Annotated in this window: 24 protein-coding genes; 13 read left to right on the forward strand and 11 right to left on the reverse strand. The window is 67.5% G+C overall.

The genetic code is table 11. The annotated features are described in order from the left end of the window. Positions 1 to 95: 95 nt before the first annotated feature. The 5 genes from ACO06P_RS18270 to ACO06P_RS18290 all read left to right on the forward strand — a co-directional run bounded on the left by ACO06P_RS18270 (position 96) and on the right by ACO06P_RS18290 (position 3,283). Positions 96 to 707 carry a ferritin-like domain-containing protein gene (locus ACO06P_RS18270; RefSeq protein ID WP_420346653.1) on the forward strand — a complete coding sequence of 204 codons (612 nt, stop codon included), beginning with the start codon at positions 96 to 98 and terminating at the stop codon, positions 705 to 707. An 84-nt stretch (positions 708 to 791) separates the two neighbouring features. Then, a complete protein-coding gene (locus ACO06P_RS18275) occupies positions 792 to 1,265 on the forward strand; it encodes a c-type cytochrome (protein ID WP_420346654.1) in 474 nt (157 codons plus the stop codon). Positions 1,266 to 1,354: 89 nt separating this feature from the next. Further along, positions 1,355 to 1,918, forward strand: a complete 564-nt coding sequence (locus tag ACO06P_RS18280) for a sigma-70 family RNA polymerase sigma factor (RefSeq protein WP_420346655.1) — start codon at positions 1,355 to 1,357, stop codon at positions 1,916 to 1,918. Next, positions 1,918 to 2,499, forward strand: coding sequence for a cupin domain-containing protein (locus ACO06P_RS18285; RefSeq protein WP_420346656.1), 582 nt, complete (start codon positions 1,918 to 1,920; stop codon positions 2,497 to 2,499). Before ACO06P_RS18280 ends, ACO06P_RS18285 begins: the two co-directional genes overlap by 1 nt. 73 nt (positions 2,500 to 2,572) lie before the next feature. Further along, positions 2,573 to 3,283, forward strand: coding sequence for an anti-sigma factor (locus ACO06P_RS18290; protein WP_420346657.1), 711 nt, complete (start codon positions 2,573 to 2,575; stop codon positions 3,281 to 3,283). Between the two features lie 37 nt (positions 3,284 to 3,320). Here ACO06P_RS18290 and ACO06P_RS18295 read toward each other — a convergent pair whose 3' ends face one another. From ACO06P_RS18295 to ACO06P_RS18305, 3 genes are all read right to left on the reverse strand, one after another. Then, positions 3,321 to 4,901, reverse strand: coding sequence for an alkaline phosphatase family protein (locus ACO06P_RS18295; protein WP_420346658.1), 1,581 nt, complete (start codon positions 4,899 to 4,901; stop codon positions 3,321 to 3,323). An 87-nt stretch (positions 4,902 to 4,988) separates the two neighbouring features. Further along, positions 4,989 to 6,476, reverse strand: a complete 1,488-nt coding sequence (locus ACO06P_RS18300) for an ATP-binding protein (RefSeq protein WP_420346659.1) — start codon at positions 6,474 to 6,476, stop codon at positions 4,989 to 4,991. Continuing rightward, positions 6,476 to 7,198, reverse strand: coding sequence for a response regulator (locus ACO06P_RS18305; RefSeq protein WP_420346660.1), 723 nt, complete (start codon positions 7,196 to 7,198; stop codon positions 6,476 to 6,478). The genes ACO06P_RS18300 and ACO06P_RS18305 overlap by 1 nt, the downstream gene beginning before the upstream one ends. Before the next feature lie 237 nt (positions 7,199 to 7,435). Between ACO06P_RS18305 and ACO06P_RS18310 the strand changes: the two genes are divergently transcribed. After that, a complete protein-coding gene (locus tag ACO06P_RS18310) occupies positions 7,436 to 7,969 on the forward strand; it encodes an EF-hand domain-containing protein (protein ID WP_420346661.1) in 534 nt (177 codons plus the stop codon). Between the two features lie 142 nt (positions 7,970 to 8,111). Here ACO06P_RS18310 and ACO06P_RS18315 read toward each other — a convergent pair whose 3' ends face one another. The 5 genes from ACO06P_RS18315 to ACO06P_RS18335 all read right to left on the reverse strand — a co-directional run bounded on the left by ACO06P_RS18315 (position 8,112) and on the right by ACO06P_RS18335 (position 11,953). Continuing rightward, positions 8,112 to 9,152 (reverse strand): patatin-like phospholipase family protein, encoded by a 1,041-nt coding sequence (locus ACO06P_RS18315; protein ID WP_420346662.1) that lies wholly within the window; start codon positions 9,150 to 9,152, stop codon positions 8,112 to 8,114. Next, positions 9,149 to 9,931 carry a 3-hydroxybutyrate dehydrogenase gene (locus ACO06P_RS18320; protein ID WP_420346663.1) on the reverse strand — a complete coding sequence of 261 codons (783 nt, stop codon included), beginning with the start codon at positions 9,929 to 9,931 and terminating at the stop codon, positions 9,149 to 9,151. The genes ACO06P_RS18315 and ACO06P_RS18320 overlap by 4 nt, the downstream gene beginning before the upstream one ends. Positions 9,932 to 9,971: 40 nt before the next feature. Continuing rightward, positions 9,972 to 10,715 (reverse strand): acetoacetate decarboxylase, encoded by a 744-nt coding sequence (locus ACO06P_RS18325; RefSeq protein ID WP_420346664.1) that lies wholly within the window; start codon positions 10,713 to 10,715, stop codon positions 9,972 to 9,974. Positions 10,716 to 11,009: 294 nt separating this feature from the next. After that, positions 11,010 to 11,333 carry an anti-sigma factor family protein gene (locus tag ACO06P_RS18330; protein WP_420346665.1) on the reverse strand — a complete coding sequence of 108 codons (324 nt, stop codon included), beginning with the start codon at positions 11,331 to 11,333 and terminating at the stop codon, positions 11,010 to 11,012. Beyond that, positions 11,330 to 11,953: an RNA polymerase sigma factor gene (locus ACO06P_RS18335; protein WP_420346666.1), complete on the reverse strand. Its 624-nt coding sequence runs from the start codon at positions 11,951 to 11,953 to the stop codon at positions 11,330 to 11,332. The genes ACO06P_RS18330 and ACO06P_RS18335 overlap by 4 nt, the downstream gene beginning before the upstream one ends. Before the next feature lie 289 nt (positions 11,954 to 12,242). Here ACO06P_RS18335 and ACO06P_RS18340 point away from each other — a divergent pair, with 289 nt between their 5' ends. Further along, a complete protein-coding gene (locus ACO06P_RS18340; protein WP_420346667.1) occupies positions 12,243 to 12,929 on the forward strand; it encodes a flavodoxin family protein in 687 nt (228 codons plus the stop codon). Here the strand turns inward: ACO06P_RS18340 and ACO06P_RS18345 are convergent. From ACO06P_RS18345 to ACO06P_RS18355, 3 genes are read right to left on the reverse strand one after another with little or no spacing between them, the layout of a single operon-like run. Continuing rightward, complete coding sequence (locus tag ACO06P_RS18345) at positions 12,926 to 13,975, reverse strand: ABC transporter substrate-binding protein (protein WP_420346668.1); 1,050 nt, start codon at positions 13,973 to 13,975, stop codon at positions 12,926 to 12,928. The two genes, ACO06P_RS18340 and ACO06P_RS18345, sit on opposite strands and share 4 nt — an antisense overlap. Next, positions 13,975 to 15,438, reverse strand: a complete 1,464-nt coding sequence (locus tag ACO06P_RS18350; RefSeq protein WP_420346669.1) for a sensor histidine kinase N-terminal domain-containing protein — start codon at positions 15,436 to 15,438, stop codon at positions 13,975 to 13,977. The genes ACO06P_RS18345 and ACO06P_RS18350 overlap by 1 nt, the downstream gene beginning before the upstream one ends. Next, positions 15,435 to 16,145: a response regulator transcription factor gene (locus tag ACO06P_RS18355; protein WP_420346670.1), complete on the reverse strand. Its 711-nt coding sequence runs from the start codon at positions 16,143 to 16,145 to the stop codon at positions 15,435 to 15,437. The genes ACO06P_RS18350 and ACO06P_RS18355 overlap by 4 nt, the downstream gene beginning before the upstream one ends. 185 nt (positions 16,146 to 16,330) lie before the next feature. On the opposite strand from ACO06P_RS18355, the gene ACO06P_RS18360 reads away from it, so the two are divergent. The 6 genes from ACO06P_RS18360 to ACO06P_RS18385 all read left to right on the forward strand — a co-directional run bounded on the left by ACO06P_RS18360 (position 16,331) and on the right by ACO06P_RS18385 (position 24,070). Continuing rightward, positions 16,331 to 17,320 carry a tripartite tricarboxylate transporter substrate binding protein gene (locus ACO06P_RS18360; protein WP_420346671.1) on the forward strand — a complete coding sequence of 330 codons (990 nt, stop codon included), beginning with the start codon at positions 16,331 to 16,333 and terminating at the stop codon, positions 17,318 to 17,320. 134 nt (positions 17,321 to 17,454) lie between these two features. Then, positions 17,455 to 17,910: a tripartite tricarboxylate transporter TctB family protein gene (locus tag ACO06P_RS18365; RefSeq protein ID WP_299399847.1), complete on the forward strand. Its 456-nt coding sequence runs from the start codon at positions 17,455 to 17,457 to the stop codon at positions 17,908 to 17,910. Positions 17,911 to 17,914: 4 nt separating this feature from the next. Next, positions 17,915 to 19,453 (forward strand): tripartite tricarboxylate transporter permease, encoded by a 1,539-nt coding sequence (locus tag ACO06P_RS18370; RefSeq protein ID WP_420346672.1) that lies wholly within the window; start codon positions 17,915 to 17,917, stop codon positions 19,451 to 19,453. 85 nt (positions 19,454 to 19,538) lie between these two features. Continuing rightward, positions 19,539 to 21,182 (forward strand): GMC family oxidoreductase, encoded by a 1,644-nt coding sequence (locus tag ACO06P_RS18375; protein WP_420346673.1) that lies wholly within the window; start codon positions 19,539 to 19,541, stop codon positions 21,180 to 21,182. 243 nt (positions 21,183 to 21,425) lie between these two features. Further along, positions 21,426 to 22,799, forward strand: a complete 1,374-nt coding sequence (gene hemN / locus ACO06P_RS18380) for an oxygen-independent coproporphyrinogen III oxidase (RefSeq protein ID WP_420346674.1) — start codon at positions 21,426 to 21,428, stop codon at positions 22,797 to 22,799. Positions 22,800 to 23,008: 209 nt separating this feature from the next. Further along, positions 23,009 to 24,070, forward strand: a complete 1,062-nt coding sequence (locus ACO06P_RS18385; protein WP_420346675.1) for an isocitrate/isopropylmalate dehydrogenase family protein — start codon at positions 23,009 to 23,011, stop codon at positions 24,068 to 24,070. The last annotated feature ends 46 nt before the right edge of the window (positions 24,071 to 24,116 follow it).

Genomic DNA, 24,116 nt, shown 5'->3' on the forward strand with positions numbered 1-24,116 from the left:
CGGGGCCGGTTCCATTCCGACCGCCTGGGTCTGCCCCGCCGGTCGTCGCCTTCACCCGTTCATCCGAACTGCATTGAAGGCCTAGGAGAGATTTCATGTCATCCATCGATACCAGAACCCTGCCGGAAGTTGTTCCGGCGCGCCGCCGCTTCCTTCAGGGCGCCGGCAAGGCGAGCCTCTCGGCCACCGCCGTCGCGCTGCTGATCGGCTGCGAAACCATGGCCAGTTCCGCCAGCCGCCAGGGCGCGGCCGACCCGAAGAAGGACGTGTCGATCCTGAACGTCGCCCTCGGCCTGGAGCACGAGGCCATCAACGCCTACCAGCTCGGCGCCGAAAGCGGCCTGCTGTCCCAGGACGTGCTGCCGGTGGCCGTGCTCTTCCAGAGCCATCACAAGGAGCACCGCGATGCCCTGATGGCGACCATCAAGAAGCTCGGCGGTACCCCTGTGGAAGAGAAGAGCATCGGCGAGTACGCCAAGGCACTGAACGCGGGCAGTCTGAAGAGCCAGGGCGATGTCCTGACCCTGGCCGCGCGTTTGGAGCGCGGTGCGGCCAACGCCTATCTCGGTGTCATTCCCGCCTTTGTCGACCCCGCCCTGGCCAAGGTTTCCGGCCGGCTCGCCGCCGACGAGACCATGCACTGGTCGTTGCTGGCCTCGGCCCTCGGTCAGCCGGTGCCCGAGAAAGCGCTCAGCTTCGGCGTTTGATCTGTCAGTGGCTGCGCAGAAGCGGTGCCGGCCATCATGACGGCCGGCACCGGTTCTGTGCGGCGCGACCCGTGGGAGGGAACAATGCTCAAAGCGGAAACGCAGCTCGCCATCGTCATGGCGCTTGGTCTGTCGGTCCTGGCGCTGCTGCCGGGGCCCAGCTTCGGCGGGATGGAACCGGTCGGCGGCGCCCTCGGCGGCGATGCCGAACGCGGCGCCCTGCTTTACGACAGCCGCTGCATCGGCTGCCACTCGCTGGCGGCCAACCGCATCGGCCCGCGCCACGACGACGTCTTCGGGCGGGAGGTCGGATCGCTCGACGACTACGACTATTCGTCGGCGCTGAAACAATCCAGGCTGGTGTGGGATGCCGAGAGCCTGGACCGCTGGCTTGCCGACCCCGAGGCCTTCCTGCCGGGCCAGCGCATGAACTTCATGGTGGAGGGGCCGGAAGACCGCCGCGATCTGATCGCCTTCCTGAGGCGCGCGGCCCAGGGTAGCAGGCCGGGTAGCGGCCCGGGTAGCGACCGGGCGGACGACTCTACCTCCGGCGGTTAGCGGTGCGATCCGTTGCGCATGGCCAGAGACTGACAGGCGGGGTATGGGGCATAATGATCGCATATCTGGGGGAGAGCCCGGCACGCGGGATGAAAGGGCTGTCTGACATCGCGGATCTGGATCCGCTCGAAGACCTGCTGGCGGCGACGGCGCGGGGCGACAAGGCTGCCTTCCAGCGGCTCTACACGCTGTCTGCACCGCGGCTTTATCCCATCGTTCGGCGCCTTCTGTCGGTGCGCGCGGCTGCGGACGAGGTGCTGCAGGAAGCCTATGTGCTGATCTGGCGCAAGGCTGCGCAGTACCGACCGGAGAAAGGGCGCCCCATGGCCTGGATGGCGACCGTCGCGCGCAACTGCGCCATCGACCGCTTGCGCAGCGAGGCCCGCGAGCCCCGGCACCTCGAACCCTGGGACGAGGCGGCCGAAGCCAAGGCGGACCCTGCCGCGCGGCCCCAGAGCCCGATGGAGCGGGTCGATCCGAGCCTGCAGAAGTGTCTGGCCAAGCTGCCGGAAAAGCAGCGTGATGCCATCCTGCTGGCCTACTATCATGGCATGACTCATGAAGAGCTTGCGGCGCACATGCAGGTGCCCTTGGGAACCGTGAAGAGTTGGGTGCGGCGCGGTCTGTTGCAACTGCGGGACTGTCTGGATTGATGGCTTCGGGACCGACGAGCAAGGACGAGAGGGATCTGCTGGCGGCGGAATACGTTCTGGGCACCCTGGACCCGGAAGAGCGCCGGCGCGTCCGCAAGGCCCTGAGCCGGGACCTTGCCCTGCAGGACGCGGTGGAGCGATGGCAGCGCCGGCTCGCCCCCCTGGCTGACACCGAAGTTGCGGAGGAACCGCCGGCTGCGCTCTGGGACGGCGTAGAAGCGGCTATAGGGGAGGCGGCCATCGGGGAGGAAGCCGCCGAACCCTTTTCCCTGTCCGTGCGCGCCTCCGAAGGGGAGTGGAAGCCGCATGCCGAAGGGATCGAAAAGAAGTCGCTCTACATCAACCGGGAAGAGGGCTTCGAGGCCTTTCTGCTGCGCTTCGCGCCGGGCGCGGTCCTGGCGCCGCACCCGCACCGCATGACCGAGGAGTGCATCGTGCTGGAAGGCGATGTGGAGATCGGCGGTCTGCGGCTGACGGCGGGCGACTATCACGTGATTTCCGGCGGCATGCCGCATCCGGCGATTTCCAGTGAGAACGGCGGTCTTTTCTATGTGCGCGGGGAACTGCGCAAAACCGGCTAGGGCGTTCAAGCAAGGGAGCGGTCGACGGACGCGCAGCCGGCGAAGTGAGACCAGGAAGGGCATTCAGAAGGTTATGGTAAGCGTATCCCGAGATCGCGCCGATCTGCTGGCGGCCGAGTTCGTGCTGGGCAGTCTCGACCGTGCCGCCCGTCGCGCGGCCGCCCGCCGTTACGAAGAGGACCGCGATTTTGCCGACCGCGTGGACCTCTGGGCGGAACGGCTGTTTCCCTTGACGCAAGCGATGTCTTCGGAGTTGCCGGAGGACACTGTCTGGGCCGGCATCGAGGCTGAGGTAAACGGGCAGACTGCTGCCGAGGCCGCAGCCCAGAGCGTTCCTGTGCCGCGCCGTGCTTTCCCCTTCGCCCTCCTCGGCTGGGGTGGCACTGCGCTTGCCGCCGCTCTCGCGCTCTTCCTGCTGACGCCCCTGTCCGTCGAGCCGCCGCGCCGGGATCTTGTCGCCAGCCTTGAAGCCGCCGACAGCGGCCTTGCCTGGGAGATGGCGCTTGAGCGGACGGAGGGCAGGCTCACCCTGCAGCGGCGCGGCGCCTGGCCGGCGGCGCCGGACCAGTCGCTCGAACTCTGGCTGATCTCCGCAGAGGGACGTGTCCGCTCGCTCGGCTTGCTGCCCCCCGCGGCGGAGGCCGCCCTTGCGCTGGATGATCAGGCTCTGGAAAGCCTGCGGCCCGGCGCCACCCTGGCCGTGAGCCGTGAGCCGCTGGGCGGATCGCCCGGCGCGGGGCCGAGCGGCCCGGTGATCCTTTCCGCCGGCCTGCGCCTTCCTTGAACCGCCGCCCGATTGCGGCCTTCTACTCTGCAGCCTTCTACTCGGCTGCGCGGGGGAGGTGCTCCCGGTCACCGACCGGAACCGCGACGCCGCCAACCCGGTGATGCAGGCCACCTTCGGCGAAGTAGCCGGTCAGGCTGCGGTTGGCGTGGGCCAGGCGGCGGGACAGCATGCGCTGCGCCATCTCTGCGACGAACTCCGCAAAGGCCGGATCGTCGGCCAGGTTGTCGAGTTCGTGCGGATCGTTCTCCAGGTCGAAGAGCAGGGGCGGCAGAGCGGCGAAGTGGACGTACTTCCAGCGCTCGGTCTGGTAGACCGCCAGATTGCAGGCGTCCATCTCGATGCCGAGCCTCTGTTCCACGCTCGGGTCCAGCACGTCGCGGAAGTCGAACTCGTAGAGCACGCCGTCGCGCCAGCGCCCCGGCTGCTCGCCGGCGCAGAACGGCAGCAGGGAGCGGCCGTCGCATTGCCGCGGGACGGGCTGGCCCAGCCATTCGAGGATTGTCGGCATCACGTCGACGGACTCGGTGAAGGCTTCGACCACTGTTCCGCGCTGGGCCGGATCGCCCGCCGGATCGCAGACGATCAGCGGAATGTGATAGCTCTCGCGGAAATAGCCCGTCTTGCCGAGCAGGTGGTGATCGCCGAGCTGCTCGCCGTGATCGCAGGTGAAGACGATCAGGGTGTTGTCGATCTCGCCGCTCTCTTCGAGTTCGTCCAGGACGCGGCCGATGTTGTGATCGGCCTCGGTGATCAGGCCGTAGTAGTGGGCGCGGACCTGGCGGATCTCGGCTTCGTCCAGATCGGCAGCGGGCCCGTCTCTGTTCTGCATGAACTTCTTCTGATCGATGCGCTCCAGCAGCAGGCGCAAGACGGGATGCTGCTGGGCCTCTGCGGCCCGGTCGTCGGCGCGGATGGGTGCGTCCAGCGCCGCGGGGTCATAGAGCTTCAGATATTCCTCGGAGGCGCAGAAGGGCGGGTGCGGCCGATAGAGGCCATAGTGGAGAAACCAGGGGCGGCCGCGGGCATGGCGCAGATAGTCGAGCGCGCCATCGGTCATCCAGGCGGTATCGCTGTGCTCGCTCATGATGAGGGAGGGCAGGTCGAGACGCCCCTGCGGGGAATCGGCGCGCAATTCCGGGCTCCAGAGGTCTTCCTGGTCCTCGGGAACCGCATAGCCCAACTGCCGCAGCCAGGAGAAGTAGGGATCCTTGTTGGGTGTCAGCGAGCGCAGAACGCGCCAGTGGTCCATCAGGTCGCCGTTGGTCCGGTAGCGCGGGTCGCTGGCGGCGGTGAAGCGCGGGTCCGGCGTGGTCGTGGTGTAGCCGGTCAGGGCCGGGTCGTAGCCGGCCCGGCGCAGTTCGCGGGGCAGGGTGGTGAGCATGGCGTCCAGTGGCGCGCCGTTGCGCACCACCCGATGGGTCATCAGATAGGTGCCGGTCAGCAGCGAGGCCCGCGCCGGACCGCAGGGCACGCCCTGGCAGTAGTGATTGCGGAAGGTGACTCCGCGCGCCGCCAGGCGGCTGATGTTGGGGATCTTCACATGGGGATGGCCCAGATGGGCCAGGGTATCGCCGCGCCACTGATCAACAACAATCAAGAGAACAGACTTACCCATCACAGAAACGACTCCCTTTGGCGAAAACAGAGACAAAGACGCAAGACTAACGCCGATCGGCGGCCGTTTTGTGACAGGCCGGCCTGACTACCGACGGGGGCCGCTCGGCGGCGCGGGTTGCTCCGCCGGCAGAATCAGGCGCGCGCGCAAGCCGCCTTCCGGCCGATTCTCCAGAACCAAGTCACCACCGTGAGCGTGGGCGATGGAACGGGCGATGGCAAGTCCCAGCCCGACACCGCCGGTGTCCTGGCTGCGCGAGCCCTCGACCCGGAAGAAGGGATCGAAGACCTGCTCCAACTGCTCGGCTGGGATGCCGGGCCCTTCGTCCTCAACCAGGACGGACAGTGCCTGGTCGTCGCGGATCAGCGAGACCCGGGCCGCCCCGGCATAGCGCAGCGCATTGCCGATGAGGTTGTGGAGCAGGCGCTTCAAGGCGGTGGGGCGGCAGTCATAGCTGAGCTTGCCGTCGATGCCTGCGGTCTGGAACGTGACGTTCTCGCCCTGGTCGGCCAGGTCATCGATCTGGCTCTGGATCAGGGCGACGAGGTCGACGCGGCGTGTGACCTCCGCCGTGGCCTCGTCGCGGGCGAAGCTGATGACGGCCTCGATCATGCCGCTCATCTCTTCCAGGGTTTCCAGGATCTTCTGCCGGGCCTCCGCGTCCTCCACGAACTCCGCGCGCAGCCGCAGCGAAGTGATGGGCGTGCGCAGGTCGTGGCTGATGGCAGCCAGCATGCGCGTGCGGTCCCTGACGAAACGGGTCAGCCGCTCCTGCATCGCATTGAAGGCCCGCGTGGTGCGGCGCACGTCCTCCGGGCCGGTCTCGGCCAAGGGTTCCAGGGTCTCGCCGCGGCCCAGGCGTTCGGCGGCGCCCGAAAGTGCACGCAGCGGCCGCGTGATGCGGCGCAGAGAGAGGATGACGATGGCCAGGATTGCCAGCGCCATAAGCCCCATGGACAGCAGAGGGAACCAGGCCCAGCCGCGCGGCGGCTGGGGCAGGGCGGTCTCGGCATTCAGCCAGCGCCCGTCCGCCAGGGGTACCGAAGCCAGAAAGCTGATGGGCAGGCTGAGGCGCCGTTTGTGCCGGTGATGACCGTCGTCTTCCTCATCATCCTCGTAGTCGCCTTCATCATGGCCAGCCGAATACCGCTGGCCGTCGTCGCTGCGGCTCCAGCGTCGGTGTTCCTGCCAGTCCCGCAGCGACCAGGGCTCGCGGGCGACCAGACGCACCCGGGCGCTGCGTCCGTCGCCGATGAGATCGCCCATGCGCTGGGCAAGGCGCCGCTCCACCCGGCCGCCGGGGCCCGGCGCCACGGCACTTTCGGTCGAGACGCTGTAGAAGAGCCGGCGCGAGGAGGCCGCGGCGAGCAGCCCGTCGTGCAGATGCGGCGGCGTCTGCTCCAGCAGCCGCACGAGCACGGCGGTGCGCGCCAGCACCTGATCGCGGCTGGCGGCGCGCAGGGCGAAGTGCCGCTCGTCGGCGAGGATCAGCAGGGTCGCCACCTGCGACAGAACGAGGGCGATCAGCAAGAGGGCGATAAGCTGCCCGGCGAGGCTGCGGGGCACGACGCGCACTAGCTATCTTCCCCTACTGTGCCGGCGAAGAGGTAGCCCCCGCCCCAGACCGTCTTGATCAGTTGCGGGTGCTTCGGGTCGGCCTCGATTTTCTTGCGCAGACGGCTGACCTGGTTGTCGATGCTGCGGTCGAAGACCTGCGCCGCCCGGCCGCTGGTCAGGTCGAGCAACTGTTCGCGCGACAGCACCACGCCCGGGCGCTTCAGGAAAGCGGAGAGCAGGTTGAACTCCGCCGTGCTGAGCGCGACGGCAAGGCCATCCTCGTCGAGCAACTCGCGGCGTTCCGGGTCCAGCATCCAACGGTCGAAGCGCAGGCGGTGGTGCGGCAGGCGGTCGCGCGCCTGGGGTACGGCATTGCTGCGCCGGAGCACGGCCTTGATGCGCGCCAGCAGCTCTCGCGGATTGAAGGGCTTGGTGACGTAGTCGTCGGCGCCGATCTCGAGGCCCACCACTCTGTCCATCTCCTCGGTCATGGCGGTCACCAGGATCACCGGCACGGCCGAGGTGGCGCGCAGGTCGCGGCAGAGTGCCAGCCCGTCCTCGCCCGGCATCATGATGTCCAGCACCACCAGGTCGATGGCGGCGGCCTTCATCAGGCGCCGGGCCGTGGCTGTGTTTTCCGCAAGGCTCACCCGCAGCCCGTTCTTGGCCAGGTACTTGCCCAGAAGGTCGCGGATGTCGCGGTGATCGTCGACCACCAGGATGTGCGGCGTTGGCTCCATCGAATCCTTTCCGAAGCGAGGCTTGTGCCGGCTTCCGGAATACCTATAGGGCGGCGCGGCGGCGGGGGCCCGGAAAAAGTGTAACCAAGTGTATCAACGACCGCTTCTGACACCGCTTGCGACAGAGAGGCCGCCGGCCTGGCGAACTTCTGCGACATCCGGGCCCTATCTAGTGGGCAGTCCAGTGATCCTGAATCACCGAGTGAACCTGAAAGACCGGAAATGAGGATGTTCTCAATGAAAAAGGCTACCAAGATCGCCGTTGCCGGCGCTGTCGTTCTTGCCCTCGGCGCTGCCGGTGTCGTCGCCAAGGCTTCTGATGGCTGGCGTGGCCACGGCGGTCCCGCCCAGTTCGGCCAGCAGGCCTACGGCGGCGGCCACGGCTTCGGCGGTCACGGCCGTCGTGGCGGCGGCATGCGCATGATGCTGAACTACTTCGACAGCAACAACGACGGGGCGGTCAGCCGCGCCGAGATCGAACAGGTGCGCGACAACAGTTTCGCGACCTTCGATACCGACAACGATCAGGCGCTGAGCCTGGCGGAGTTCGAAGGCCTCTGGCTCGACTTCATGCGCGAGCGCATGGTCGACGGCTTTCAGCGCTTCGATGCCGACGGCGACGGTCGCATCACCCTGGCCGAGGTGAACAGGCCCTTGGACAGCGCCATGCGGCGGATGGACCGCAACGAGGATGGCGTCATCGACCGCTCCGACTTCCGGCGCGGCCCCTGGCGCGATGACGACGATTACGACGAAGACGACCGTTCGTAAGGTGGCAGGACCGGTTTGGATGCGTCCGAGGGCTGCCCCCCTCTCCCAAGAGCTCTCTGGCGCCGGACGCCACGCTGTTTCCCCTTAGACAGCGTGGCGTCACCGGCGTCGCAGTGTCCTCCGGTTTCCGGGCCCCTCGATCTCAGCTCTCCCCCTGGTACATGGCCGGCAGGTCGACGGTAGCACGCTTGCCGAGATGGTCGAAGTTCTCCTCCAGCCAGGCATCGGCGCGGCGATAACCGATCTCGAAAAGATGCTGCAGGAAAACCCACTCGGCATTCAGCTTGCTGGACGCGCCCAGCGGTTTGATTTCGTCTTCGCCCTCGATGCGATGAACGAGAACGTGCTTGTACTCCGCCGGGTCCAGCTTGCCGTCATCCAGCAGACGCGAGACGAAGTTGATGGCGCGAAACTCCCGCAGCAGGCTGGAGTTGAAAGTGATCTCGTTCACGCGGTTGAGGATCTCCCGGGCCGAGCGGGGCGCGCCCCTGCGCATGACCGGGTTGAGCTGAACGATGACGACGTCGCTGGAAAGGCAGTTGTTGAAGAAAGGAAAGAGGACGGGATTGCCCATGTAGCCGCCGTCCCAATAGGGTACGCCGTCGATCTCCACCGCCTGGAAGAGGAAGGGCAGGCAGGCCGAGGCCATCACCATTTCCGCGGTCAGCTGCTTGCGGTCGAAAACCTTGACCCGCCCGGTCTCCACGTTGGTGGCGGAGATGAAGATCTTCATGCGGTCGCAGCTGCGCACCCGCGCGAAGTCCACCGTCTCGTCGATCAGATCCTGCAGGGGATTGAGGTTGAGCGGGTTCAGTTCATAGGGCGATGCCAGGCGGCCCAGCAGGTCGAAGAAAAGGTAGCTGGGCGAGGTGTCGAGGCTCCAGTTGCCCATGAAGACGTCGACAGGGTTGCGCTGGATCGGGCTTGAACGACCGGCGTCGCTGACCGCCTTCCAGAAGTGGCGCAGGCAGCGGCGCGCACCCTCAGGGCCCCCCGCCATGATGCCGTCGGCGACGACGGCTGCATTCATGGCGCCGGCGCTGGTGCCGGAAATCGCCTCGATCTGCAGACGGTCGTCCTCCAGGACTCGGTCCAGAACGCCCCAGGTGAAGGCGCCGTGCGCGCCGCCGCCCTGCAGCGCCAGATTGATGGATCGCCGCCCTTTGCCGGCGGCGGCGCTCATTGCGCCGTCCAGCCGCCGTCCACCGGCAGGGCGGTCCCGGTGATCGACGCGGCGGCGTCCGTGCAGAGGAAGACCGCCAGGCCGCCCAACTGCTCGGTGGTGACGAACTGCTTGGTCGGCTGCCCGCCGAGGATGACATCCTTCACGACGGCCTCCTCACTGATGCCCCGCGCCTTGGCGGTGTCCGGGATCTGCTTTTCGACCAGCGGCGTCAGCACGTAGCCGGGGCAGATGGCGTTCACGGTCACGCCGTGTTCGGCGGCCTCCAGGGCCACGGTCTTGGTGAGCCCCAGCATGCCGTGCTTGGCGGCGACATAGGCCGACTTGAAGGGCGAGGCCACAAGCCCGTGAGCCGAGGCGAGGTTGATCACGCGGCCCCAGCCCCGCGCTTTCATGTCGCCCAGGGTCAGGCGGATGGTGTGAAAGGCGCTGGTCAGGTTGATGGCCAGAATGGCGTCCCACTTGGCGGTCGGAAACTCCTCGATGGGCTGGACGTTCTGAATGCCAGCGTTGTTCACGACCACGTCCACCTGACCGAAGGTGCTGACGGTCTCCGCCACCAGGGCCTCGATCTCCTCCGGCTTGGTCATATCGGCGCCGTTGTAGGCGACCTTTACGCCGTGGCTCTCGGCAAGGCGGCTGCGCAGGGCCTCGATCTCACCGGCGTCGCCAAAGCCGTTCAGCATGACGTTCATGCCGGCCGCCGCCATGGACTCGGCGATGCCGAGGCCGATGCCGCTGGTGGATCCTGTGATGATGGCGTTTTTGCCTTGGGTCATGGGTGCTTACTCCTGAAAGGTCATGGCGCCGGACCGGCGCTCAGGCGAGGTAGTCGTGGACAACGCGGCCGAAGGGCAGCGTCAGGTCTGCTTTGTAGTGGCGCCCTCCGACGATCTTCCGGACCGGCAGGTCGGCGACCGGAGCATTCACGTGGGGAACCAGGTGCAGGCGCGCCGGCCCGCCGTAGTGGAACTTCACGTCGATGTCTTCCAGATTGTAGGCGACGAGCTGGGCGACCAGGGGCTTGCCGGTTACGCAGGGCAGCAGCTTCAGGTTCACCTGTGTTTTCTTCAGCGCTTCGTTGCGCTTGGCCGGATTCTTGATGAGGTTCTCGTGCTTGTAACCCATGGTGCCGAGGGCGACCAGCTGGCCGGCATAGTGCAGGCTGCCGGTCAGGGTGTCGGTCTCGACCCGCAGATGCGGCTCGCCCCAGCGCTTGGGGAAGCCCCAGATCTCGCGGCCGGCCGAGATCGGCGGTTCGTCGTTCAGAAACATCATGGCGGTGTAGTTGACTGCCTCGCCCTGAAAGCGGCAGGGGATCACCACGCCGGACTCCACGTAGGAGCCGAAACCCGAGCTGTCGGGCATGTTGATCCACTCGTAGTAGACTTGGCCGGAGCCGTCCGGCTCCAGCGGCTCCGGCACCAGCCGGCGGATCGCCTCGGGGTCGCTTTCGTAGATGATCACAAAGTACTCGCGCGCGACAAAGCGATAGGGGCCGGTCGGATAGCTCGGATTGCCGGGCGGCATCGACGGCAGGGCCAGGATCTCATCGGGCGTCATCGGGATCTCCCATAACAGGCGCATCAGGTCGAACGTCACGCTCCCGCGGACTCTCCGCAGGCGCACCGAAGGGCATGATCCTCATCGTTGCGGCCCGCCTTGGGGGTGCGGGCTTCTGATCGCTTGTGCCGGCTGGCATTCCGGTTTCCCGGTGCCGGCGGCACATCAGATGGCAAGGCCGCTTGCCGGGTTACACCCGGTATTCAAGCCTGCCGGAACGTTCGATACAACGGCTTCCGGCCCGCCGGGCGAAGGATTGGCTTTAATGTCGGTCGGATGACACCGGCTGCGCGATTATTTTTCAGAATCCGGGCGCCGCGCCTCCAGAACCGCCGTGATCAGGTCCTCCGGCACGTCCTTCGGCAAGGCCGCTGCCGGGTCGTCGAAGGCCCGCTTGCCAAGCGTCATGGTTTCCTTATAGGCGGCCAAGTAGTCGCGGCACTCGCGGCAAATCGCCAGGTGGAGGTCGAAGATCCTGCGCTGCCCGCGCGGCAGGTTGCCCTCCAGGTAGTCGAGAAGGAACTCCTCGAACTCCCGGCAGGTGATCATCAAGGGCAGATTGCGCAGCATGAGCCCCTTCATGAAGCGCAGGGTCCTGCTTCCATAGCCGGGTGTCATGGCGCTTCTCCCCGCAGAAGGGGCTCGAGGAGCTTTTTTAGCGCGGAGCGGGCACGGTGCAGGCGCACCTTTACGTTGCCCTCCGCAATGCCGAGAGCCTCCGCCACCTCTGCCGTATCGAGCTCTTCGATGTCGCGCAGCATGAGGACGATGCGATAGCTCTCGGGCAGCTCGTCGATCTTGGACAGCACCAGAGCGCGCTGTTCGGCCTGGTTGAGAATGTCCTCCGCCGTGACGCGCCTCGTCCAGGGCGTCTCCAGACGGCAGGCGTTCTCGTCGAAATCCGGCAGCAAAGGGTCGATCGGGTCTTCTGCGAGGCGTTTGCGCTTGCGCAGGGCCATCAGCGCCTCGTTCACCGTGATGCGGTGCAGCCAGGTCGTTAGCTTGGCGCGGCCCTCAAAGCGGTCGATGTTCTTCAGCGCCTTGATGAAAGCCTCCTGGACGCAGTCCTCGGCCAGATCCTTGTCCTTGACCAAACGCGCCGCCACCGCCCGCATGCGGCCGATATTGTCGGCGACGAAACGGGAAACCGCAGCGCGCTCCCCGCGCTTCAGGCCCGCCAGGAGGTCTTCCTCGTCCTTGAGAGGCCTGCACGCCCCCGGCTCCTTCTGCAACACCACCCCGGTCCGCCGTTCCGGCTCGTTCGCTAACCCCGCCGGACAGCCTAGCCCGCAGGGCTGACGGAGAAAACAGCCCAGGCTGATTAGTTCGGGCCGCCGATGGCCGACGTGCGCGCCGGTCTTCGTTCCCGGCCCGGGGCTGCGATGTTACTGTAACCGCGAACAGTGCCGGTGCATCAAGCCGGGGACTCCCCCGCACTAATCAGATCGACTGGGAAAGGGACGGCGGACCATGCTGAACGACCTTCAAGAAAGCTGGTGTGATCAAAAAACATGGGATTTCAGCGGTTTGAAGGCGCTGTTCCTGAACTGCACCTTGAAGCCCAGCCCGGGCCTCTCCCACACCCAGGGCCTGATCGATATCTCCCGCGCAATCATGGAAAAGAGCGGCGTCGGCGTCGAGGTGCTGCGCCCGGTCGACTACGACATCGCCTACGGCGTCTATCCGGACATGACCGAGCACGGCTGGGAGACGGACGCCTGGCCGGAGATCTATGCCAAGGTAGAGGCCGCCGACATCCTGGTGCTCACGACGCCGATCTGGCTGGGCGAGAAGTCCTCGGTCTGCACCAAGGTGATCGAGCGGCTCTATGCCTCTTCCAGCGATCTCAACGAAGCCGGCCAGTATGCCTACTACGGCAAGGTCGGGGGCTGCCTGGTGACCGGCAACGAGGACGGCGCCAAGCACTGCTCCATGAACATCCTCTATTCGCTCCAGCACCTGGGCTATTCCATCCCGCCCCAGGCCGATGCGGCCTGGCTGGGCGAGGCGGGACCGGGTCCCTCCTACATGGACGAGGGCTCCGGCGGGCCGGAGAACGACTTCACCAACCGCAACACCACCTTCCTCACCTGGAACGTGATGCACCTGGCGCGCCTGCTGAAGGACGCCGGCGGCTTCCCCGTGCACGGCAACCAGCGCTCCCTCTGGGACGCCGGCTGCCGCTTCGACTACCCCAATCCGGAATACCGCTAGCGCCGCTCCGTCACCGCGCTTTCCCACTCCGACAGGAAGGCGCGGCGCTTCATGCCGTCGAGGAAGACCAGCAGGCCGGGTCCGAGGCGCACCGGAATCAGCGCGCCGTCGTCGCCTTCCGGCAGGGCCGGGGCCAGGCTGACCTCGCCGGAGATCACACGCTGGCCCTCCGGCGAAACGAGAAAGTCGATGAAGCTGCCGGCGTCGCCGGGGTTGTCGCTGGTGGTGGGAATGAGGGCCGTACGCACCATCAGGAGGGTGTAGTCCTGCGGATAGACAATCGCGATCGGCGCCCCGGCGTCGCGCCGCGCCTGGGCGTAGGAGCCCAGGACGTTGTAGGCGACCGTGATCTCGCCCGCCTCCAGCAGGTCCAGCATCTCCCCCGAGCAGCAGGACAGTCGGGCGGAGAGGTTGCCGAAGACCTCCATCAGCCGCCAGTAGGTCTCCGACTGCAGGCTGTCCTGGGTGGCGAAGAGGTAGCCGAGGCCGCTGACCTTCGGGTCGTAGGTGGCGATCCGACCGGCAAAGCGCCCTTCCTCGCTGCGCAGCAGGCTGAGGAGTTCGAAGCGCGACTGCGGCGGGGCGGCGGTGAAGGCGCGGCTGTTATAGGCGATCACCGCCGGCTCCCGGGTGAAGCCGAAGATGCGCTCGCGCCAGCTCGCCCAGCGCGGCAGCCGGGCGGTGGCGGCGGAGCGGTGCAGCCGGGCGTGGCCGTCGTTCACCAGCTTGATCTGCAGGTCCATGGCCGAAGAGATGGCGAGGTCGTAGGGCTCGCCTTCCGCCGTCTCGGCCTCGGTCACGGCCCGGTAGACGTCGACGCTGGTCGCCTGGTGGTAAACGATGGCGACGTCCGGCTGCTGGGCGCGAAAGGCGCGCACCAGGCCGTCCATGGCATCGGCATCGGTGGTGCCGACGACATGCAGCAGGCTGCGCGGTGTGCCCTCCTGCAGGGCGGGATAGTTGCGGACCTGCTCGATCTCGATCGCCTGTGCTGCTTGCGGAAGGGCGAGGAGCGCGAGCAGCGCCATGAGAACTGCACAACGCATCAAGATCTTGCCTCTGTGGAAGGGTTCCGGGCGCGGGGCGGCGGAAAGACCAGGCGTGCTTTCAGGCCCTGAGGTGCGTTCTCCTCCAGCCGCACCCGGCCGCGGTGCGCGCGCATCACCTGGCGGACGATGGAGAGGCCAAGTCCCGAACCAAGGGTCTCCGCCCCGACGCTGCCGCGGCGGAAGCGTTCGAAAACCAGATCGCGGTCCCTGCGCGGCACGCCCGGCCCGTGGTCGGCAATGCAGATTTCGGGCGCCGAACCGGCTGTGACCGTGATGGCGACGAAGTCGTCCGGCGGCCCGTACTTGATGGCGTTGTCCAGGAGGTTGCGGATTGCCTCCAGCAGGGCGATTTCGTCGCCCTCGATCCGGGCGTCCTCGTCCAGCGCCATGCGGAAATCGATGCCGCGCATCTCGGCAGCCACCTCCAGGTCGCGGGCGGCGGTGCGGGCCAGCGCCGCCAGGGAAAGGCTTTGGCGCTGCGCCCGCTCGGCCCGGTAGGCCACCATGGCCTGAGTCAGCAACTGGGTGGTCAACTGCGAGGTCTCGTCCGCGGCGCGGACCATGCGGCGCAGGCTTTCGTCGCTGGCCGTCCCGGCGCCCGCCTTCAGGCTGACCTCGGCCTGGGCCTTCAAGGCGGCAAGCGGCGTTCGGATCCGGTGGGCGGCCTCGGCGATGAATTGCTGGCTGGTGTCGAGGGTCAAACGCAGGCGTTCGACGAAGGCGTTGATGGCGTCCACCAGCGGCAGGATCTCCCGCGGGGCGGCGGTCTCCAGGGGCGAGAAGTCGTCGGAGGCGCGGGCGGCGATGGCCCGTTCGATCTCCTGCACCGGCTTCAGGGCCCGGGCGATGGCGATCCAGGCGAGAAGGCCCGCAAGCGCCAGGAAGCCGCCGCCCACCGCGGCGGCGGAGACGGCGATGCTGGTGGTCAGCGCGCCGTGGGCTTCGCGGGTCTGGGCGACGGTGATCAGAACAGTCTCGCGCCCGCTGCCGGTGAGGATCGAACGGCGCGCCGTGGCGACGCGCACCGTATCGCCCCGGTACTGCTGCGTGAAAAAGACCGGCGCCTCTTCGCTGAGCGGCAGAGCGCTGCCGCCGGGAAGATCGTCATAGCCGGTGATGACCTGCCCGCGGCCGTCGGCGATGCGGTAGAAGACCCGGTCTTCGCCCGCCAGGCCCAGCATCTCCAGCGCCGCATAGGGCAGGTCGACGATGATCTCCCCCTCGGCAAGGCGCACCTGTTCGGCGATGGCAATGGCCGAGGCGCCCAGGATGTTGTCCTGTGTCGCATCGGCCGCCCGCCCGGCGACCGCCTGAACCGAGAGATAAAGCAGGACAGCCAAGCCGGAGAAGACCAGGAGGAGCTGGCCCAGCAGGCGGCGGCGCAGCGACCAGGTGGCACCCGGCCTGCCAAACTTCGATGACGCCGTCTTTGAGGGGGAAGGCGAGCCGATCGAGGTCACGGCTGTTGCCTCTGCGTCTTCCCGCTGTCCTCTTCGGCTGATTCGCGCAGCCGGTAGCCCAGGCCGCGCACCGTTTCGATGACCACGCCGCTGTCCTGGATCTTCTTGCGCAGGCGGCCGATGTAGACCTCGATCGCGTTCTCGCTGGCGTCGTCGGCCAGACCGAAGAGTTTGTCCATCAACTGGCTCTTGCTGAAAACCTGGCCGGGCTGGGCGATCAGCACCTCCAGCAACCGCAGTTCGCGGCTGCGCAGGTCCAGCGGCTGGCCGCCGGCGGTGACGCGGGAGGCGGCGGCGTCCAGTTCCAGGGCGCCGACCTGAACCAGGCTCTGGGACTGCCCGTGGCGGCGGCGCACCACGGCGCGGCAGCGCGCGTCCAGTTCCGCCACATCGAAGGGCTTGGTCATGTAGTCGTCGGCCCCGAGATCGAGCAGATGCACCCGGTCGGTGACCTGGGAGCGCGCGGTCAGGATCAGCACCGGCAGGTCGTCCTCGCGGGCGCGGATCTGTTGCAGGATCTCGCGGCCGTCGCCGCCGGGCAGCATGATGTCCAGGATCACCAGATCGTAGCCGCCGGCTTCGGCGCGCAGGTAGTCTTCGGCCTCCGGGGCGCTGCGGGCCCAATCGACGGCATGGCCGCCGCCGCGGAAATGGCGGTCCAGGGCGTCGCCCAGATCCTCGTTATCCTCCACCAAGAGCAGCCTCAAAAGCGGGCCCCTTCGTTCTTTTTGCCGCCGCGCCCCTCCCCCGGTCGACCCCTTAGCCGATCCCCTGGCCGATTAGGCGTATTTGCCTGGCAGGATCGCGACAGGTTGGCGTCAGGTTCCCACGCTATGGTCCCCTTTGGGTAAGGCGGGCAATCAACCCGTCAATAATGCATTGGGAGGAAAGAATGCGAAAGTTTCCCATGACCCGCCGCGCCTTTGCGGCGGCGGCTGGCGCTGCTCTGGCCGCGTCTCTCGGTCTGGCTTCGGCCCAAGCACAAGAAATCGACAAGCTGCACTTCCTGATCCCCGGCGGCGCGGGCGGCGGCTGGGATGGCACCGCGCGGGGCACCGGCGAGGCCCTGACCAAGGCCGGGCTGGTCGGATCGGCATCCTATGAGAACATGTCCGGCGGCGGCGGCGGCAAGGCCATCGCCCACCTGATCGAGACGGCGGAGAAGCAGGAAGGCACCCTGATGGTGAATTCCACGCCGATCGTCATCCGCTCGCTCCAGGGCGTGTTCCCGCAGTCCTTCCGCGACCTGACGCCCATCGCCTCCACCATCGGCGACTACGCTGCCATGGTGGTGAACAAGGACTCTTCGATCCAGGATTTCTCCGGCCTCGTTGCGGCCTACAACGCCGATCCCACGAACGTTGCCATCGGCGGCGGTTCGGTGGCCGGCGGCATGGACCATCTGGTCGCCGCCCTGGTCATGAAGGGCACGGGCGCAGAGCCGACCGCGGTGAAGTACATTCCCTACGACGCTGGCGGCAAGGCCATGGCGGGCCTGCTTTCCGGTGAGATCAAGGCGCTCTCCACCGGCTTCGGCGAGGCCATCGAACTGGCCAAGCAGGGCGAGGTGCGGATTCTCTGCGTCACCTCGATGGACCGCCTGGACGCGGCCCCCGACGTGCCGACCTGCGACGAAGCCGGGTCCACGGGCACCCAGTTCGTGAACTGGCGCGGCTTCTTTGCCGCTCCCGGCCTCTCGGAGGAAAAGAAGGCGGCCTACGTCGATGCGCTGAAGAAGATGTACGACACGCCGGAGTGGGAGACCGTCCGCGCCCGTAACGGCTGGGTCAACATCTACAATCCCGATGCGGAGTTCGTCGGCTTCCTGGAGACCCAGGAACAGCAGATCGGCGATCTGATGAAGGAACTGGGCTTCCTGTAAACGCCTGAAGGGCGATACGGAAGTATCCGAGAAGGGGGAGCCCCGGACCCCGGCTCCCCCATTTCTCTCTGCCGCAGGCCGGCGTTGCCCGGCACAGCTGTCCGGCGTAGGAGCCGGTTTGGGGGGATCAGGACATGTTGACCCGCGACCGCATCGGCGCCCTGCTGATGCTCGTCTTCAGCCTCTTCTACTGGCTGCACATCGACGATATCAGGGTTCTGCCCTTTCAGGCGTCCTCCGCCATGACAGGGCAGACGATCCCGGAGATCCTGGCCGTGCTGGGCATCGGCCTTTCGGTGCTGGCGCTGCTGCGCCCGTCCAGTTCCGAGAAGCTCGTGCTGACCGGCTTTCAGTGGCGCCGCGCCGCCCTGATCTGTCTGCTCATGATCGCCTATGGCTTCACCGTCCGGCCGGTCGGCTTTCTGATTTCCACGAGCCTCTTCCTGATCGGCAGCATCGTGGTGCTGGGCGAGCGCAGGCTCTGGGTCATCCTCGTGGCCTCGGTGCCGCTGGTGGTTCTGTTCTGGGCGCTGATGACCCAGGTGCTGGGCGTCTTCATCGAACCCTGGCCCGAGTTCCTGGGGGAGTAGGGCCATGCTTGAAGGCATTCTGTCCGGCCTGACCACCGCCGCCTCGCCCATCAACCTGCTGATGGTGGCCGTCGGCTGCTTCGTCGGCACCTTCATCGGCATGCTGCCGGGGTTGGGGCCGATCTCGGCCATCGCGCTGATGATTCCCATCACCTACGGCTTCGATCCGGCCACCGGCCTGATCCTGATGGCCGGTGTCTACTATGGCGCCATCTTCGGCGGCTCGACCTCGTCGATCCTGATCAACGCGCCGGGCGTCGCCGGTACGGTTGCGACGGCCTTCGACGGCTATCCCCTGGCGCGTCAGGGCATGGCCGGCAAGGCGCTGGCCATTGCCGCTTATTCCTCCTTCTCCGGCGGCACCATCGCCGCCGTCCTGCTGCTCATCGCCGCTCCTTCGCTGGCGGTGGTGTCGCGGGCCTTCCAGTCGACGGACTACTTCGCCCTCATGGTCCTGGGGCTGACGGCCGTGGCCGCCTTTGCCGGCAAGGGCAATGTCATCAAGGCGCTCCTGATGACCGTGGTCGGCCTGATGCTGGCGACTGTGGGCAGCGATCCCAGCATGGGCGTGCCGCGCTTTACCTTCGGCATGATCGACCTGACCGACGGCATCTCTTTCCTGTTGCTGGCGATGGCGACCTTCGCGCTCTCCGAAGCTCTGATGGGGGTTATCCGCCCGAAATCGGACGCCGACCGCCTGCGGGAGATGGAGGCTCAGAAGAACCTCGGGTCCATGAAGGTGGAGAAATCCGAGATAAAGGAAATGGCGCCGGTGATCGGCCGTTCCTCCGTGCTCGGCTTCTTCGTCGGCGTGCTGCCGGGGGCGGGCGCCACCATCGCCTCCTTCCTCGCCTACGGCATCGAACAGCGTCTCGCCGGTCCCAAGAAGGGCGCGCTCTTCGGCAAGGGCTCGGTGCGGGGGCTTTCGGCGCCGGAGACGGCGAACAACGCGGCCTGCTCCGGCTCCTTCGTGCCGCTGCTGACCCTGGGGATCCCGGGCTCCGGTACCACGGCGATCATGCTGGGCGCCCTCATCTCCTACGGCATCCAGCCGGGCCCGCAGCTCTTCGAGCGCAACCCGGAGGTCTTCTGGTCGGTCATCATTTCGATGTACATCGGCAACGTGATTCTGCTGGTGCTGAACCTGCCGCTGATCCCCTACATCGCGCGGGTGCTGGCCGTGCCCTCGACGGTGCTGCTGCCGCTGATCGTGTTCTTCTCGCTGATCGGCGTATACTTCGTCTCCTTCAACACCTTCGACATCCACCTCATGGTGCTCTTCGCCGTGGTGGCGGTGGCGCTGCGGCTGCTCGACTTTCCCATGGCGCCGATGCTCCTGGGCTTCATCTTGGGCGGGATGATGGAGGAGAACCTGCGCCGCGCATTGGAGCTCTACAACAACAGCTGGTCCTTCCTCTGGGAGCGCGGCCTGACCCTCTCCATCCTCATCATCGCCGCCCTGGTGCTCTTCGTGCCGATGATCGGCCCCAGGATCACCGCCGCCCTGGCCCGCCGCCGGGAAACGGCGGGCGAAGGGGGCTGACGGCAGGGGGCTGACGGGGGACTGCTCCGCGGTGCTATAGTCCCGCCCCAACAACGAAAAAGCACCATAGGGGCAGGGCTGGCTTATGGCGGCGGAGACGGGGCGGCAGGACGCCGGAACCTTTGATTATGTGATCGTCGGGGCGGGCTCGGCCGGCTGCTGTCTGGCCAACCGGCTTTCCGCCGATCCGGATGTCTCGGTGCTGCTGCTGGAGGCCGGCGGCAAGGACTCCTGGCACTGGATCCACATCCCCGTGGGCTATCTCTACACCATGAACACGCCGCGCACCGACTGGTGCTTCAAGACCGAGGCGGAGGCGGGGCTGAACGGGCGGGCGCTGGCCTATCCGCGCGGGCGCGTGCTGGGCGGCTGCTCGTCGATCAACGGCATGATCTACATGCGCGGCCAGGCGCGCGACTACGACACCTGGCGCCAGGCCGGCAATGTCGGCTGGTCCTGGGACGAGGTCCTGCCCTACTTCAAGCGCTCCGAGGATCATTTCCAGGGCGGCGACGACCATCACGGCGGCGAAGGCGAATGGCGCGTCGAGGAGCAGCGCCTCTCCTGGGAGATCCTGGACGCTTTCCGCGAGGCGGCGGCGCAATCCGGCATTCCGCCGACCGAGGACTTCAACCGCGGGGACAACGAGGGCTGCGGCTACTTCCAGGTCAACCAGAAGAAGGGCGTGCGCTGGAACACTGCCAAGGCCTTCCTGCATCCCGTCGCCGGCCGCCCCAACCTCACGGTTCTGACTCATGCCCAGGCCGAGCGCTTGGTGCTGGAGGGCCGGCAGGTCACCGGCATCGACTTCGCCCAGGGCGGGCAGCCGCGACGCGCCACAGCCCGCGGCGAGGTGATCCTGGCCGCCGGCGCCGTCGGCTCGCCGCAGCTCCTGGAGCTTTCGGGCATCGGCCAGGGCGCGCTGCTGCAGGCTCAGGGTATCGCGGTGGCCCACGAAATGCCCGATGTCGGGGAGAATCTGCAGGATCATCTGCAGATGCGTATGATCTTCCAGGTGGAGAACACCGTCACCCTGAACCAGCGCGCCGGCAGCCTCTTCGGCAAGGCGCTGATGGGCGTGGAGTATCTGCTGTTCCGCCGTGGGCCGCTCGCCATGGCGCCCAGCCAGTTGGGCGCCTTCGTCAGGTCCGACGCGGCGCGGGAGACGCCGGATCTGCAATACCACGTCCAGCCGCTCAGTCTCGACCGCTTCGGCGAGCCGTTGCACGACTTTCCGGCCTTCACCGCCTCGGTCTGCAACCTGCGCCCCGAAAGCCGCGGCAACATCCACATCCGCAGCGGCGACTACCGCGCAGCGCCGGTCATCAAGCCGAACTACCTGACCGCGCCCGCCGACCGCGCCGTGGCGGCGGCGGCCATCCGGCTCACCCGGCGCATCTGTGCGGCCCCGGCATTGGAGCGCTTTCGCCCGCGCGAGTACATGCCCGGGGCGGAGATCGAGGGCGACGAGGACCTGGCGCGCGCTGCCGGGGATATCGGCACCACCATCTTCCACCCGGTCGGGACCTGCCGGATGGGCGGCGACGACCGGGCGGTGGTGGATGCCCGGCTCAGGGTCCGCGGGCTTCAGGGTCTCAGGATCGCCGATGCCTCGGTCATGCCGACCATCACCTCCGGCAACACCAACTCCCCCACCATCATGATCGCCGAGAAAGCCGCCGATATGATCCGGGAGGACCGCCGTGCCACCGCCGCCTCCGCGGCCTGAACGTCCCGGGAATCCTGGAATCTCCGGCGTCCCATCCTTCGAGGCTGCGCTTCGCTCCGCACCTCAGGATGAGGCTGGAGCCTCTTGTCTGCTCACCACCTCATGCTGAGGAGGGCCGGCAGGCCCGTCTCGAAGCATGGGACGCTTGGCGCCGTCTCGACCTCCCGGGCGTGGACTGCTCTTTGCCGGCTGGCCTTGATCGAGGTCAATGGCGGGCGCTTCGCGCTGCCCTAACGTGCTGTCATGACCAGCATTCCCACCCGCCTGGCCGAGGCCCAGGCCCCGCGCTACACCAGCTATCCCACGGCCCCGCACTTCAGCGAGGCCGTCGACGGCGCGGCCTACCGGCGCTGGCTGGCGGCCCTGCCGCCGGAGACGCCGCTGTCGCTCTATCTCCACGTGCCTTTCTGCCACCAGCTCTGCTGGTACTGCGGCTGCCATACGGGGGTCGCCAACGATTACAAGCGCGTGGCCGCCTACGTCGACCTGATGCAGCAGGAGATCGGCCTGCTTGCCGACACCTTGGGGCGGGGAGAGAGCCTGCGCCGGCCGGTGACCGCGCTACACTGGGGCGGCGGCACGCCCTCCATCCTCTCGGCTGAGGACTTCGCGGCGGTGATGGACCACCTGAAGCAGGTTTTCGACTTTCAGCCGGGGGCCGAACTGGCCATCGAGATCGATCCGCGCCACCTGACAGCGAAGAAGGCCGCGGCGCTGGCCGCGGCCGGGATCAACCGGGCGAGCCTCGGCGTGCAGGACTTCAACCCGCACGTCCAGGAGGCCATCAACCGGGAGCAGTCCTTCCAGACCACCGTGGACGCGGCGCGCCGGCTGCGCGCAGCCGGGATCGAGGCGCTCAACGTCGATCTCATGTACGGCCTGCCGTATCAGGGCCTGAACGACGTGAAGCAGACGGCCTCCCTCACCGCCGACATCCGGCCCGACCGGGTCTCGGTCTTCGGCTATGCCCATGTGCCCTGGATGAAGAAGCATCAGCGCATGATCGACACCGCGGCCCTGCCGGGCGTCGAAGAACGTTTGGCCCAGGCGGACATGGCCGAGCGGGTGCTGCAGCTGCGCGGCTACCGGGCCGTCGGCCTCGACCACTTCGCGCTGCCCGGCGATGCGTTGTTCCAGGCCGCCGGCGAAGGGGAACTGCGCCGCAACTTCCAGGGCTACACCACCGATCAGGCCGAGGTGCTGCTGGGCCTCGGCGTCTCCTCCATCGGCACCCTGCCCCAGGGCTACGCCCAGAACGAGAAGGATCTCGTCGCCTACGCCAAGGCCCTGCGGGCCGGGCGCCTGCCGGTGGTGCGCGGCGTCGCCCTCTCGCCGGAAGACCGCCTGCGCCGCGACATCATCCAGGCGCTGATGTGCGAATTTACCGTCGATCTTGAGCGCCAGGCCGCGCTCCACGGCCTGCCGGGCTTCGACTTCTCGGAGGATCTGGCGCGCCTGCGGCCGCTGGCCGCCGAAGGTCTCGCTGCCGTCGAGGGCGCCTGCGTGCAGGTCAGCGCCGAGGGGCGCCGGGTCGTGCGCCTCATCGCCGCCTGCTTCGATGCCTATCTCGGCGCCGCCAAGGCCGGCGGGACCCAGCGCCACAGCCAGGCGGTCTGAAGCCGCGGCGGATGCTCCTCACGGCGGCGCCCCCGCGCGCACCCTTCGCCGAATGCCCAACCATGATCCCTTCGCTGAGCCGGGGGGTCTACGACAACCCGGCTGCACCCGCCGGCGGCGGCTCCATCAAACGCGGATCTGCTCTAGGGCCGCAGGGCGCGACACCCTATAGTGCGGGCCGATCGCAAGACAGGGGAGAGGGAGCGGCGGTGAAGATTTTTGTTATGCCGGGCGACGGGATCGGTGAGGAGATCACCCGGGCCACGCTGATGGTGCTGGAGGCCGCCGACCGGCGCTTCGGCCTGGGCCTGGCTTTCGAGGAGGCGGAGATCGGCCTCAAGGCCCTGGCGCGTCATGGCACCACCCTGCCGGAGGGGGTGCTCGAACGGGCCCGCGCAAGCGACGGCATTCTGCTCGGCCCCATCTCCCATCTCGACTATCCGGCGGTGCAGGAGGGCGGTGTCAACATCTCCGGCGTGGTGCGGGTGCAGCTCGATCTCTACGCCAACGTGCGCCCGGCGCGCACCCGGCCCGGCCTGCCGAACAAGGCGGGCGACTTCGACATGGTGATCATGCGCGAAGCGACGGAGGGCTTCTATCCCGACCGTAACATGTATGCCGGCAACGGCGAGTTCATGCCCGATCCGGACACCGCCCTTTCGCTGCGCAAGGTCACCCGCCGCGCCTCCGAGCGTATTGCCCGCAGGTCCTTCGAACTGGCCGCCGAACGGCGCGGCAAGGTGACCGCGATCCACAAGGCCAACACCTTTCGCCTCACCGACGGCCTGTTCCTGGAGGCGGTGCGGGCGGTGGCGGCCGACTTTCCGTCGGTGAAGCTGGAAGAAGTCATTGTCGACGCCATGGCCGCGCTGCTGGTGCGCGAACCGCAGCGCTTTGACGTCGTCTGCGCCACCAACTTCCACGGCGACATTCTTTCCGACCTGGCTTCCGAACTCTCCGGCGGTCTCGGCCTCGCCGGCTCGGTCAACGCCGGCGACGATCTCTGCTGTGCCCAGGCCCAGCATGGCTCGGCGCCCGATATCGCCGGGCAGGACCGGGCCAACCCCACTTCGCTCATCCTCTCCGCCGCCATGCTGCTCGACTGGCTGGCACGCCGGCACGGGCTGCCGGCCTTCGGCGAGGCGGCAGCGGCCATCGACCGGGTGGTGGACCAGGCCCTTGCGCGGCCGGAGACCCGCACCGCCGATCTTGGCGGTGCGCTTGGGACCCGGGCCTTCGCGTCGGCTGTGGCCGAGGCACTCACCGCCTGACCCGGCGGGCGCGGGCAGCCTTACCTCCTCCCTTCGCGCAGCCGAC

This window comes from Pelagibius sp., from assembly GCF_965227505.1.
Classification (GTDB): domain Bacteria; phylum Pseudomonadota; class Alphaproteobacteria; order Kiloniellales; family Kiloniellaceae; genus Pelagibius.

Bases quoted from the DNA above. Each gene is read 5' to 3' on its own strand.
- ACO06P_RS18320 (WP_420346663.1), bottom strand. From the start codon at position 9,931: ATGACCCAAGGCAAAAACGCCATCATCACAGGATCCACCAGCGGCATC.
- ACO06P_RS18280 (WP_420346655.1), top strand. From the start codon at position 1,355: ATGAAAGGGCTGTCTGACATCGCGGATCTGGATCCGCTCGAAGACCTG.
- ACO06P_RS18370 (WP_420346672.1), top strand. From the start codon at position 17,915: ATGCTTGAAGGCATTCTGTCCGGCCTGACCACCGCCGCCTCGCCCATC.
- ACO06P_RS18345 (WP_420346668.1), bottom strand. From the start codon at position 13,975: ATGCGTTGTGCAGTTCTCATGGCGCTGCTCGCGCTCCTCGCCCTTCCG.
- ACO06P_RS18270 (WP_420346653.1), top strand. From the start codon at position 96: ATGTCATCCATCGATACCAGAACCCTGCCGGAAGTTGTTCCGGCGCGC.
- ACO06P_RS18290 (WP_420346657.1), top strand. From the start codon at position 2,573: ATGGTAAGCGTATCCCGAGATCGCGCCGATCTGCTGGCGGCCGAGTTC.
- ACO06P_RS18375 (WP_420346673.1), top strand. From the start codon at position 19,539: ATGGCGGCGGAGACGGGGCGGCAGGACGCCGGAACCTTTGATTATGTG.
- ACO06P_RS18285 (WP_420346656.1), top strand. From the start codon at position 1,918: ATGGCTTCGGGACCGACGAGCAAGGACGAGAGGGATCTGCTGGCGGCG.
- ACO06P_RS18365 (WP_299399847.1), top strand. From the start codon at position 17,455: ATGTTGACCCGCGACCGCATCGGCGCCCTGCTGATGCTCGTCTTCAGC.
- ACO06P_RS18295 (WP_420346658.1), bottom strand. From the start codon at position 4,901: ATGGGTAAGTCTGTTCTCTTGATTGTTGTTGATCAGTGGCGCGGCGAT.
- hemN (WP_420346674.1), top strand. From the start codon at position 21,426: ATGACCAGCATTCCCACCCGCCTGGCCGAGGCCCAGGCCCCGCGCTAC.
- ACO06P_RS18325 (WP_420346664.1), bottom strand. From the start codon at position 10,715: ATGACGCCCGATGAGATCCTGGCCCTGCCGTCGATGCCGCCCGGCAAT.
- ACO06P_RS18315 (WP_420346662.1), bottom strand. From the start codon at position 9,152: ATGAGCGCCGCCGCCGGCAAAGGGCGGCGATCCATCAATCTGGCGCTG.
- ACO06P_RS18310 (WP_420346661.1), top strand. From the start codon at position 7,436: ATGAAAAAGGCTACCAAGATCGCCGTTGCCGGCGCTGTCGTTCTTGCC.
- ACO06P_RS18305 (WP_420346660.1), bottom strand. From the start codon at position 7,198: ATGGAGCCAACGCCGCACATCCTGGTGGTCGACGATCACCGCGACATC.
- ACO06P_RS18275 (WP_420346654.1), top strand. From the start codon at position 792: ATGCTCAAAGCGGAAACGCAGCTCGCCATCGTCATGGCGCTTGGTCTG.
- ACO06P_RS18360 (WP_420346671.1), top strand. From the start codon at position 16,331: ATGCGAAAGTTTCCCATGACCCGCCGCGCCTTTGCGGCGGCGGCTGGC.
- ACO06P_RS18330 (WP_420346665.1), bottom strand. From the start codon at position 11,333: ATGACACCCGGCTATGGAAGCAGGACCCTGCGCTTCATGAAGGGGCTC.